The organism is Clostridium sp. 1001270J_160509_D11 (genome assembly GCF_015667935.1).
Classification (GTDB): Bacteria; Bacillota; Clostridia; order Peptostreptococcales; family Peptostreptococcaceae; genus Intestinibacter.
In genome coordinates, this window is the sequence record NZ_JADPET010000094.1 from 1 (window position 1) to 11,052 (window position 11,052).

At 27.8% G+C, this 11,052-nt stretch carries 12 protein-coding genes and 1 riboswitch; of the genes, 8 read left to right on the forward strand and 4 right to left on the reverse strand.

Going from position 1 to position 11,052, the window contains the following annotated elements; genetic code table 11:
• Nucleotides 1–151 precede the first annotated feature (151 nt).
• From hcp to I4U58_RS09315, 3 genes are all read right to left on the reverse strand, one after another.
• Complete coding sequence (hcp, locus tag I4U58_RS09305) at nt 152–1,825, reverse strand: hydroxylamine reductase (protein ID WP_195931026.1); 1,674 nt, start codon at nt 1,823–1,825, stop codon at nt 152–154.
• A 150-nt stretch (nt 1,826–1,975) separates the two neighbouring features.
• Nucleotides 1,976–2,791: a MerR family transcriptional regulator gene (locus I4U58_RS09310; RefSeq protein ID WP_195931027.1), complete on the reverse strand. Its 816-nt coding sequence runs from the start codon at nt 2,789–2,791 to the stop codon at nt 1,976–1,978.
• A 122-nt stretch (nt 2,792–2,913) separates the two neighbouring features.
• Nucleotides 2,914–3,651, reverse strand: a complete 738-nt coding sequence (locus I4U58_RS09315) for a hypothetical protein (protein WP_195931028.1) — start codon at nt 3,649–3,651, stop codon at nt 2,914–2,916.
• A 255-nt stretch (nt 3,652–3,906) separates the two neighbouring features.
• Between I4U58_RS09315 and I4U58_RS09320 the strand changes: the two genes are divergently transcribed.
• Nucleotides 3,907–4,389, forward strand: a complete 483-nt coding sequence (locus I4U58_RS09320) for a GNAT family N-acetyltransferase (RefSeq protein WP_195931029.1) — start codon at nt 3,907–3,909, stop codon at nt 4,387–4,389.
• Between the two features lie 142 nt (nt 4,390–4,531).
• Here I4U58_RS09320 and I4U58_RS09325 read toward each other — a convergent pair whose 3' ends face one another.
• A complete protein-coding gene (locus tag I4U58_RS09325) occupies nt 4,532–5,794 on the reverse strand; it encodes an amidohydrolase family protein (protein WP_195931030.1) in 1,263 nt (420 codons plus the stop codon).
• Nucleotides 5,795–5,840: 46 nt separating this feature from the next.
• Nucleotides 5,841–5,938, reverse strand: a riboswitch (purine riboswitch).
• 237 nt (nt 5,939–6,175) lie between these two features.
• Between I4U58_RS09325 and I4U58_RS09330 the strand changes: the two genes are divergently transcribed.
• The 7 genes from I4U58_RS09330 to I4U58_RS09360 all read left to right on the forward strand — a co-directional run bounded on the left by I4U58_RS09330 (nt 6,176) and on the right by I4U58_RS09360 (nt 10,976).
• A complete protein-coding gene (locus I4U58_RS09330; protein ID WP_195931031.1) occupies nt 6,176–6,856 on the forward strand; it encodes a response regulator transcription factor in 681 nt (226 codons plus the stop codon).
• Between the two features lie 129 nt (nt 6,857–6,985).
• Nucleotides 6,986–7,909, forward strand: coding sequence for an ABC transporter ATP-binding protein (locus I4U58_RS09335; protein ID WP_195931032.1), 924 nt, complete (start codon nt 6,986–6,988; stop codon nt 7,907–7,909).
• Nucleotides 7,902–8,684 (forward strand): hypothetical protein, encoded by a 783-nt coding sequence (locus tag I4U58_RS09340; RefSeq protein WP_195931033.1) that lies wholly within the window; start codon nt 7,902–7,904, stop codon nt 8,682–8,684. Before I4U58_RS09335 ends, I4U58_RS09340 begins: the two co-directional genes overlap by 8 nt.
• A gap of 89 nt (nt 8,685–8,773) precedes the next feature.
• Nucleotides 8,774–9,670 carry a HAMP domain-containing sensor histidine kinase gene (locus tag I4U58_RS09345; protein WP_195931034.1) on the forward strand — a complete coding sequence of 299 codons (897 nt, stop codon included), beginning with the start codon at nt 8,774–8,776 and terminating at the stop codon, nt 9,668–9,670.
• 84 nt (nt 9,671–9,754) lie between these two features.
• On the forward strand, nt 9,755–10,072 hold the full coding sequence (locus I4U58_RS09350; RefSeq protein WP_243269600.1) for a helix-turn-helix domain-containing protein: 318 nt from the start codon (nt 9,755–9,757) through the stop codon (nt 10,070–10,072).
• A 111-nt stretch (nt 10,073–10,183) separates the two neighbouring features.
• Complete coding sequence (locus tag I4U58_RS09355) at nt 10,184–10,393, forward strand: 4Fe-4S dicluster domain-containing protein (protein WP_195931035.1); 210 nt, start codon at nt 10,184–10,186, stop codon at nt 10,391–10,393.
• A gap of 1 nt (nt 10,394) precedes the next feature.
• The gene (locus I4U58_RS09360; protein WP_195931036.1) at nt 10,395–10,976 is read left to right on the forward strand and encodes a 4Fe-4S binding protein; all 582 of its coding nucleotides are present in this window, start codon (nt 10,395–10,397) and stop codon (nt 10,974–10,976) included.
• Nucleotides 10,977–11,052 lie beyond the last annotated feature (76 nt).

Here is an 11,052-nt window from a genome sequence, read left to right on the forward strand (position 1 = left end):
AATATAATTTATAATAAAAAACTCCCTTGATTTTGCTCCAATAATTTAGGTGCATTATATTTTCAAGGGAGTTTTTATTTAATTCTAGCTATTTTTTAATATTTTTCTTTAATAATTAAATAATAATAAGTTTTCCAAATATATAATTCATCTATACTTCTTGTTTTAAACAAGTTTTTAAGTCATCATCAGGTGTACTTATAGGTCTTAGATCGAATGTGTCGACTAAGTATTGAAGTACATTAGGGCTTAAAAATGCTGGAAGTGTTGGTCCTAAGTAGATACCTTTTATTCCAAGTGATAATAAGGCAAGTAAATCTGCTACTGCTTTTTGTTCATACCAAGATATTATTAGAGAAAGCGGAAGTCCATTTACGTCAGTTTCGAATGCATCTGCTAATGCTGTTGCTATTCTAACTGCTGAATATGCATCGTTACATTGGCCAACATCTAGAAGTCTAGGTAGTCCTGCAACTTCTCCAAAGTCAAGTTTATTAAATCTATATTTACCACATGCTAAAGTTAAAATCACGCAGTCATCTGGAACTTTTTTAGCAAATTCAGTATAATAATTTCTTCCTGGTCTAGCACCATCACATCCACCTATTAAGAAGAAATGTCTTATTTTACCTTGTTTTACTGCATCTACTATTGCACCTGCATTGCTTAAAGTTGCATGATGACCAAATCCAACTAGAATTTCATGTGGTTCTTGGTCTTCTTTATATCCACCTAATTCTAATGCTTTTTCTATTATTTCGCTGAAGTCTTTAGTTCCATCTTCTTTTTTAGGAACAAATTTTACTCCATCCCATCCAACTACGTTAGTTGTAAATATTCTGTCTTTATAAGTTTCTCTAGGTCTCATAAGACAGTTAGTTGTCATAAGGATGCATCCTGGTATTGAATCGAATTCTTTTTGTTGGTCTTGCCAAGCTCCACCAAAGTTACCTACTAGATGTTTATATTTTTTAAGTCCTGGATATCCATGACTTGGTAACATTTCACCATGTGTATATATATTTATTCCTTTTCCTTCAGTTTGTTGAAGTAACATTTCTAAATCTTTTAAGTCATGTCCTGATACTATTATGAAAGGACCTTTTTTCATTTTTACGTTTACTTTATGTGGTGTTGGATTTGAATAAACTTCAGTATTTGCTTCGTCTAGTTTTTTCATAACAGCCACACTCATGTCACCTGTTCTCATTGTCCATCTTATAAGTTCTTCTACGCCTAGGTTGTCATCAGTTGTAGCTTCTAATGCTCTAATGTAGAAGTTGTCGACTTGGTCATCATAGTATCCAAGTTCTCTTGCTTGGTGACCATATGCACTAATTCCTTTTAATCCATATACTATTGTTTGTCTTAGTGAACGAATATCTGGGTCTAGTTTTTGGTCATACATTATTCCCGCTTTTTTTGCGTCTTTTAACATTTCTGCTTTAGTACTACTTAGATTATATGTAGCGTGTTCTGTGTCGTTTTTTATACATCCAACTTTACTTCTAAGTTGTTCTTTTATTTCTTGAGATCTTTTTAATAATTCAACATGAACATCAGCATCGAAGTTAACGTTTGTTAAAGTTGTAAATAAGCAGTTTTCAACGAAAGATACTATATCTTTATCTACATTTTCACCTTTTTCTACTATTTCTTTTGCATAACAACTTATACCTTTTATTTGGAATATTAGTAAATCTTGAAGTGCTGCTACTTCAGGAGTTTTCCCGCATACACCCATTTTAGTACATCCTTTACCCCCTGCTGTTTGCTCGCATTGGTAACAAAACATAGGGTATTCCATTGCCATATTATTTTCCATAGTTTTACCTCCATTTTTTATTTCTAATTTAGTATTTCACTTTTTTAGAAAAATATAGCTTTTTATAATAAAAACACCCCACAAAATGTGAGGTGTTTTAGATTTTAATTTATTTTTATTTAAAAGTTTTGATATAATTAAAAAATTTGTCTATTTCTTTTTAATTGGAAAACATATTTCAGTAACAAGTTCATCTTGATTTTTTGTTTCTGCTGGTCCGACATGGTATATACTAAACATATCGCCATCAAATTCATAATTATTATCTTGAACCCAATTTACTATAGCTTCATTTACATTACCTATTTGTTCATATTCACCCTTCATCATAACTGATGCAACTTTCATTGGAGCTACATTTATAAATTTTACATTTTGTGTATCTTTATAATCTCCATCAACAGCTATTTGGATTTCTATATCTGGATTTTCTTCTTTGTATTCTTCATCTCTATAAATAGCTACTCTATAAGCTGGATTTGAAAATTTAGGATTTTGTGGTGCTATTTCACTTCTTATTTGATTCCAAAGTTCTCCTTCTTGTGGATAACTTCCTATAACTTTTCTTAAACTAGCAACCTTTCTTTCTGGCATTTCTTTTATATTTACGTTGTATTTCATAATTGAAACCTCCTCTAATCTCTTTACGAAGTTTTCAATAAGCAATACTTGGTTTTGCATTTCTTTTATGCCTGATTCTATTTCAGATTTTCTAGCTTTTAACGCATTTTTAAAGCTATCATCATCCTTATAATCTTTTAAGATATCTTTTATCTCATTTAGACTGAATCCCATCTTTTTTAATTCTTGAATCCTATTTATTACAATAAGTTGTGATGCTGAATAATATCTATATCCTGTAAATTTATCTGTCTTTTTCGGGACTAATAAATCAATTTTGTCGTAATGTCTAAGCATTCTTATGCTAACCTGTGAAAGCTTTGAAAACTCACCTATTTTAAACATTCAATCACTCCTTTTACATGCATGTTTCTTTGAGCTTATTTATATTGTAGAGCCTGTCACAGTGTTAGAGTCAATACAGAAATTTAAAATTTTTCTTATAATATAGTTTTTAGTAATTAACTTTATTTTCTTCTTCTAATTATCATAGCTATTATTGCTATTAATACAGCCAATATACATACTATTGCTATTATTATATTTCTTATATTAGGTATTTTGGCAGAGAAATTTATATTTTGAACATTTGAAACTGTGTAATCCCAGTTGTATACGTATTTTCCATCTTCTTTTGCTTGGCTAGTTGCATTACTTTGCTCAGCTTTTATAGGAGATTTTATATGTAAGCCTATAGTAGATGAACGTCCAAGAAAATTAACTATTGCCTGTCCTTCGCTAGACATCTCGCCATTTATCGCATCTTTTATATTTAAATTTATATCATAAGTATTTGAAAATAAGCCTTTATTTTCTTTTATATCTACATATTTTTCATAAATTTGTTCAGCAAAACAACTGACTGAATCATCTTTTTTAGCTGAGTTTGTATCTCCATTTACGTCTATTGTATCGCTTAAATTTGTTACTTCTTTTATTACATCTTCTATTGGCCCTTTTCTCGTCGTAAATCTATATCCTGATTTATCTGATTCACTTATCTTTTCGACCTTTTCATATGAAGTTGCCCAATCCTTTATAGTATCTTCTGAGATGTTGTTAAATATAGCTCCTGGCCCAACTACTTGGACTATTGCCTTTCCTGTTGCATCTTTATCTATATCAACAGTAACATCTGCATCAACACAACCCGTAAAAATTATTGAACATAGCATTATTATTCCTATTAATAATTTCTTATTCATGAGTAGCCACCTTTCTCGTTATTCTAAATTTTAAATTAAAATTAATATTAAATATTTTATATCCATTTATATACAAACAATTTATATATGTTTATTATAACACCTCAGTTATCAAATTATAATTTTGAAAACAAAGTTTAAGAATTGTTTATATTTCTTAATTTATACAAATAAATTTTGTAAAGTATAATCAAAATTTTAAATTATTATACTAAAATATAAATATAATCTATTTTTAAAATTAGGGGTGATTTGATGTCTTTAGAAATAAAAGTTGGCTATAATGAAAAAGATGAAATAAAAAAATTATTTTCAGAATACACAAATATGTTAATTGAAAATGAGCCTGGTATGGCAAAATATCTCAAACTTCAAGACTACGATTATGAATTATCACATCTAGAGAATAAATATGGAATGCCTGAAGGTAGATTATATATAGCTTATGTCGATGGTAGTCCTGCTGGGTGTGTCTGTATTAGAAAATTATCTAATACAAATTGCGAATTAAAAAGATTATTTGTAAGACCAAAGTTTCGTGGACATAAATTAGGCGAAATATTAGTCCAAAAGGTAATAGATGATGCCAAATCTATCGGATATAAAAATATGTATTTAGATACACTTCCATTCTTAGAAAGCGCCATACACCTATACACTAAACTCGGATTTTATAAAACTGATTCCTATGTAAATAGCCCTCTTGATACTAGCATTTATATGAAATTAGAACTATAAAAAATTCACTACATTCATAGCGCCAACGACTTCGTCCGTTGCTTAAGTTAATAATTCCCTTAGAATAAAAAAATACTCCTAGATCATAAAATGATTTCTAGGAGTATTTTTTTGGATATATTTCAAATATTATACAATTAAACTAAATTATTTTGTTTCCAGCAACATACTTAGCTACTATATTTCTATCGTCACTTAGATAGATTATTCTCTCTAATCTTTCTTTTAGAGTAAAATCGCTATTGTCACCGAATGATTTGTCATTTAAAACTACAGCATCAAATTCGTATCCTTTTTCAAAGCTACCAACATCTCCAAAGAATTTACCTCCACCTTTAGTTCCAAGGTAGAAAACTTCTGTTAAAGTTAATGTTTGATTTTTTTGACCAGTTAAGGATTCTCTTAATTTTGAAACTTGCACTGCATCGCTCATCGCTCTAAATATAGATAAACTTGAGCCTGCTGCTATATCACTTCCAAGTCCAACATTGATTCCCATACTTAACATATTTTTAATTGGAGCTATTCCACTTGTTAAGTTTGCATTTGATTGTGGACAATGAGCTACTACTACATTGTTTTGTTTTATTAATTCAAGCTCATCATCTGGACAGTGAACACAATGTGCCATTATAGTTTTATTATTTTTCCCAAATAAATTATATTTATCATATGCCTCTGCATAGTTTTTTGTATCTGGGTGTAATTCTGCTACCCACTCAATCTCAGATTTATTTTCTGATAAATGTGATTGAACTGGTATGTTATATATATTATTAATTTGTTTTATTTCTTCCATTAAGTTATCAGTACAACTCGGTATAAATCTTGGTGTTAATATTGGTTTTATATTTTTATATCTATCTTTTGTATCTTCTAACCACTCTATTGTATCTTCTTTAGATTTTAGAGTATCCTCTGTTAGAAATTCTGGTGAATTTCTATCCATATTAACCTTCCCTACATATGCCTTTATACCAGCTTCTTCTAACATGTCCATAAGCATAATTGTCGCATCTTTGTGTAAAGTTGCAAATATAGATAGTCTAGTTGTAGCGCTGTTTTTCACATCACTTACAAATTTAGAATATTGTTTTTTTGCATATTCTAAATCTCTATACTTTCCTTCTTCTTTGAAAGCATAAGTATTTAACCAATCTAAAAGTTGCATATCCATCCCCATTCCTCTGAATGCATATTGCGGAGCATGTATATGTAAATCAATTAATCCTGGGATTATTATATTATCTCCATAATCTTCAATCTGGATATTTTTCAGCCTACTTGGAATTTCTTTATAAAATTCTTCCGATTTTCCATCTCTAATTAAAAGATATTGATTCTCTTTAATTTCGATATTATCTTTATCTATTGAGTAAATAAAACTCCCTTTTATTAATTTCATATTCTCCTCCTCAATTACACAAAAAACTGCCGCAAATAGCTATAGTAATTCTAAATGAATTACGTATAGTTAGCTATTTACGGCAGCCTGTAGAAACGTCCATCCTTATTATGGATCTATATATGTAATCTGTCTTGTAATATTCTATTTAATTAATTTTATCTCTAATGACATAATTTCCTAAGTGGTATTTATATCTCAATTATCATATCAAATATATTTATATTCGTCAACACCTTTCTTTTTAAAAATTTTAAATTGTATTATACCTAGCTTTATTGTCTTTGAGAAACTTTTAATATATACTCAACTTAAATACAAATATATAAAATCTATATACACTACTGTAAGTTTGTAATCTAATTTGATAAGGAGGTATATATGGAAAATATATTAATTATAGAAGACAATGAAGATGTAAATCTAATGCTTTCAAAAGCTATAAAAAACGCTGGCTACAATGTGAAATCTTCATTCACTGGTATTGATGGTCTAAACGAAATTAAGACAAATTCCTACGACCTCGTGCTCTTGGACATTATGTTGCCATATAAAAGTGGTGACCAAATTTTAAAAGAAGTTCGCCAATTTTCATCAATTCCAATAATAATTATTTCAGCAAAAGATATGATAAGCACAAAAATAGATTTATTAAAACTTGGTGCTGACGATTATATAACAAAACCATTTGATTTAGGTGAAGTCATTGCAAGAATCGAGTCAAATTTAAGAAGATATTCTATATCTGCTTTCCAAACTTCTCTATTTACATATAAAGATATCTCGCTAGATGAAAATACTAAAGAAGTTAAGATTAAAGATAATTTACTTGATTTAACAGCGAAGGAATACATGATTTTAGAACTATTACTAAAAAATCAAAATAAAGTATTTAGCAAGGCTAATTTATATGAATCGATTTGGCATGAAGAATACATCGGTGATGACAATGTAATAAAAACACATATAAGCAACATTCGAAGTAAATTAAAAAAATTCAATAAAAACGGAAATTATATAGAAACTGTGTGGGGGTTAGGATACCGACTTTTCAAGAAATAACTTATCTAAATCTTTACAATTATTTTTTCACCTTATCTCTTTCTAAACCTTTACTATATATACTTAAAGTGTAAATCTAAAATATTTATAAATCTATTTATATATTTTAAATCTTAAGGAGGGATAAATATGAGTGAATATATTTTGAAAACATCAAACCTTACTAAAAAATATAAGAATTATAAAGCTATAAACAATGTATCGTTATCATTAGAGGCTGGTAAAATATATGGACTTATAGGCAGAAATGGTGCTGGAAAAAGCACATTTATGAAACTTATCGCAGGGCTTAGCTACCCTGATGAAGGTCACATTGAGTTATTTGGCCATACAAAAGAAAGTGAAATTCAGCTTGAAAGAAAGCGCATAGGTTGCATGATTGAATCGCCAAGCATCAACTTATCTATGACTGCAAAAGAAAATATGAAACTACACAGAATTATTAGAGGTATTCCAGATGAAAAAATAGAAGATGAACTTCTTAGTCTTTTAGATATAAATAATACAGGTAAAAAGAAAGTAAAAAACTTTTCTTTAGGTATGAAACAACGCCTCGGAATTGCGATTACCCTAATTAATAGTCCTGAATTTTTGATATTAGATGAACCGATAAATGGCTTAGATCCACTTGGAGTTGTCGAGATACGAAAACTTCTTACAAAACTATGCAATGAAAAAAATATGACTATTTTAATCTCTAGTCACAACTTGCCTGAAATGTATCAATTGGCGACAGATTATATATTTATAAATAAAGGTGAAATAATACAGACACTTTCATTAGAAGAATTAGACGAATACTGCAGACACTATCTTTTGATAAAATCTACAGATGTTTATAAATTAGTCAATGTAATAGAGAGAAAATTAAATACTACTAATTTCAAGGTTATGCCCGACTACTCTGTTCAACTTTTTGACTATATTGATGACAAAGAATTTGTTGGAAAGACTTTATTTGATAATAATATCGTCGTAACTAATCTATCAAATGAAGGTGGAACTCTTGAAGATTATTTTGTATCTTTAGTAGGTGGTGTTGATAATGATTAATTTAATTAGAGCTGATTTGTTTAAAATGAGAAAAAGTAATTCAATAAAAATATTATTTCTATTATGTTGTATCAGTGCATTTATTATGTATGAAGTTTGTAAAGAATTAAGCAAAGGAAATTTAGGAAGTGATATTGTTGGTTTTGGGTCTTTTGTTACTGATTTTCAAATGATTTCATTAGTGAGTGTAATCTTTATATCTATATTTATTTGTAATGACTTTGATAATAAAACCATCCAAGACTCTATCTCAACTGGTCATAGTCGAGCTTCTATATTAATTTGTAAAACTATATCTTATTATATATCAATATTAATTTTTCTACTTCCATATATGATAATAACTATAGTTGGAGTTTGCTCTAATAATACATTTGAATCATTTTTACCATCAGTATTCCAAAATATAATAAAAAATGAGTCTGGTGTTACATTTGACTCTGCTGTATTTTTAAAGATATTTTTAATATATATTACTATGACTATTGTATATGCATCTCAAATCAGTATATCGATTTTACTTGCTTTTTTATTTAAAAGACCTGTAATTGTAATAAGTTTAGGTTATGTTTTAAACGCCTCAATTGCACAAATAGTAAATATTGATAAGCTCTCTGATTTATTTAAGTTAACTCCATACGGTGTAGATTATTCAAAATTAACACTTGATGCAAGTTTATCTGTATATTCAAATTTTATAAGTATTAGTTTAATTTTTATGGCTATTATATTAATTTTATCTTATATTTCATTTAAAAGAGCTGAAATAAAATAATTATTAATTTTATAAACGTAATTACTCTTGATTTATAATATAATTTAAATTAGTTATATTAAATTTTAAAAGATGAAGGGGTTGAAAAAATGATTATTGCTGTTGTTTTACTAAGTATATCTGTATTGATTTTATTTTTATATATTATATTTATACTAAAACAATTAAAATCAATTAATAAACAACTAGATAAAAGACTTATTGAAAATACACGCCAACCACTTAATATTGAACTTTTCAATAAAACTATAACTAATTTATCTAAAAATATTAATCGCTGTTTAAAATTAGAAGAAAAACGCCGTCTTGAAAGTATAAATGATCAAAAACAATTTAAAGAATTAATATCAAATATATCTCATGACCTTAGAACTCCACTCACATCAATTAAGGGATATCAACAACTTTTGGAGAAAACACCCTTAGATAAACACCAAGTTCAACTCCTTAAAACTTCACAAAAATCTACAGATGAATTAGGTTTATTAATAGAAAACTTCTTTGAATATTCTTATCTAGTCACTGCTAAAACCGAGCCTAATTTAGAAAAAATCAATATAAATAATTTAATTGTAGAATGTGTATTATCTTATATAGCTATATTTGAAGAAAAAAATTTAAATGTAAATATTAAAGAGACTCCTCCTGTTTTTGTACTTGGTGATAAAAATATGTTAATACGCATAATTGAAAATTTATTAAATAACTGTGCAAAACACTCACTTGGAGATATCGACATAAAAATAGAATTTTTACAAAATGCAAAAATCACTTTCACTAATCCGATAAATCAAGATACCAATATAAATGTAGATAAACTATTTCACAGATTTTATACATCTGACTCAACTAGAAATAAATCAACGGGATTAGGGCTTTCGATTGTGGAGTTTTTGGTCAAACAAATGGATGGTAATGTCGGCGCTTATCTAAATAAAACTGATCATACTCTATCTATTTTCTTTGAAATTCCACTATTTAAATAAATTATATAGACATCTCTTTTATCTAAAAAAAATGCTGTTGAAAACTCTCATATTATAATTATAGATGGAAACTTTTTTAAAGAATTGATAAACCAAAATATATCTGCTCAAAAGTTTATATTAGAAATAACCCAAAGCAAACTTTCGGAAGTTTTGTGGGTATTAGAACAAGTTGTATTTTTCAATTTAGATTATAGACTTTCTGATTATTTGATAAATCAATATTATCTTAAAAATTCAGATAAAATATCTATAACCCATGAAATTATTGCAAATGATTTAGGCTCATCACGCGAAGTTATAAGCAGAATGTTAAAACGATTTGAAAAAGATAATTTAGTTAAAGTTAGTCGAGGTTGTATCAAAATTTTAGATATAAAAAAACTAAAAGAGTTATGTTAACATATTTTCTAAAGTTATAATGACTACATCCTCTCTTTGTGACTTAATCACTTAACTTTTATTAAAAATCCTTATAATTGTATTTACAATATATAAATTAGGAGGAATAAAATGAAAAAGATTAAGAAAAAAGCTATAGTAGATAAAAGTTCTTGTGTGGCTTGTGGTACTTGTCTAAAGTCATGCCCACTTCAAATAATACACATAGAACAAGGTGTTTTTGCACAGATAAATTATGATAAATGTGTCGGTTGTGTCAGATGCGCAGCTATATGTCCTGCATCTATTATAAGTATTGAAAAAAGAGAGGTGGCGGTATAATATGAAAAATAAAAAATCAGCTTTAGATTATATGTGGATTTTAAGTATAACTTATTTTAGCTTAGGATTTTTTAATATACTATTTGCATGGCTTGGATTACTATGTTTCTTAACTCCAATAATAATATCATTATTAGGAGGTGGAAAATCATATTGCAATACATATTGTGGTAGAGGTCAACTATTTAATTTATTTGGAAGTAAATTAAAACTATCTAGAAATAAAAACATGCCTAAATTCTTAAAAAGCAAGTATTTTAGATATGGATTTTTGACTTTCTTTTTAACAATGTTTGCAATTATGTTATTTAATACTTATTTAGTATTTGCCAATGCAAGCAATTTAAAAGAAGTGCTTACTTTGCTTTGGACATTTAAACTCCCTTGGAAAGTTGCCAATACTAGCATAGCATCACCATGGATTTATCAATTTGCATTTGGATTTTATAGCATGATGCTGACTTCGACTATATTAGGTCTTATAACAATGCTTTTATTTAAACCTAGATCTTGGTGTGTATATTGTCCTATGGGTACTATGACACAGCTAATTTCAAAAGCTAAATACAATCCTAATAAGTAATTTTTTTAAATAACTTATTAATATAATATACAATTCTTAAAATATAAAAAGCCAGAGATTATAAAATCTCTGGCTT

Bases quoted from the DNA above. Each gene is read 5' to 3' on its own strand.
- I4U58_RS09355 (WP_195931035.1), top strand. From the start codon at position 10,184: ATGAAAAAGATTAAGAAAAAAGCTATAGTAGATAAAAGTTCTTGTGTG.
- I4U58_RS09345 (WP_195931034.1), top strand. From the start codon at position 8,774: ATGATTATTGCTGTTGTTTTACTAAGTATATCTGTATTGATTTTATTT.
- I4U58_RS09315 (WP_195931028.1), bottom strand. From the start codon at position 3,651: ATGAATAAGAAATTATTAATAGGAATAATAATGCTATGTTCAATAATT.
- I4U58_RS09340 (WP_195931033.1), top strand. From the start codon at position 7,902: ATGATTAATTTAATTAGAGCTGATTTGTTTAAAATGAGAAAAAGTAAT.
- hcp (WP_195931026.1), bottom strand. From the start codon at position 1,825: ATGGAAAATAATATGGCAATGGAATACCCTATGTTTTGTTACCAATGC.
- I4U58_RS09325 (WP_195931030.1), bottom strand. From the start codon at position 5,794: ATGAAATTAATAAAAGGGAGTTTTATTTACTCAATAGATAAAGATAAT.
- I4U58_RS09310 (WP_195931027.1), bottom strand. From the start codon at position 2,791: ATGTTTAAAATAGGTGAGTTTTCAAAGCTTTCACAGGTTAGCATAAGA.
- I4U58_RS09360 (WP_195931036.1), top strand. From the start codon at position 10,395: ATGAAAAATAAAAAATCAGCTTTAGATTATATGTGGATTTTAAGTATA.
- I4U58_RS09330 (WP_195931031.1), top strand. From the start codon at position 6,176: ATGGAAAATATATTAATTATAGAAGACAATGAAGATGTAAATCTAATG.
- I4U58_RS09320 (WP_195931029.1), top strand. From the start codon at position 3,907: ATGTCTTTAGAAATAAAAGTTGGCTATAATGAAAAAGATGAAATAAAA.
- I4U58_RS09335 (WP_195931032.1), top strand. From the start codon at position 6,986: ATGAGTGAATATATTTTGAAAACATCAAACCTTACTAAAAAATATAAG.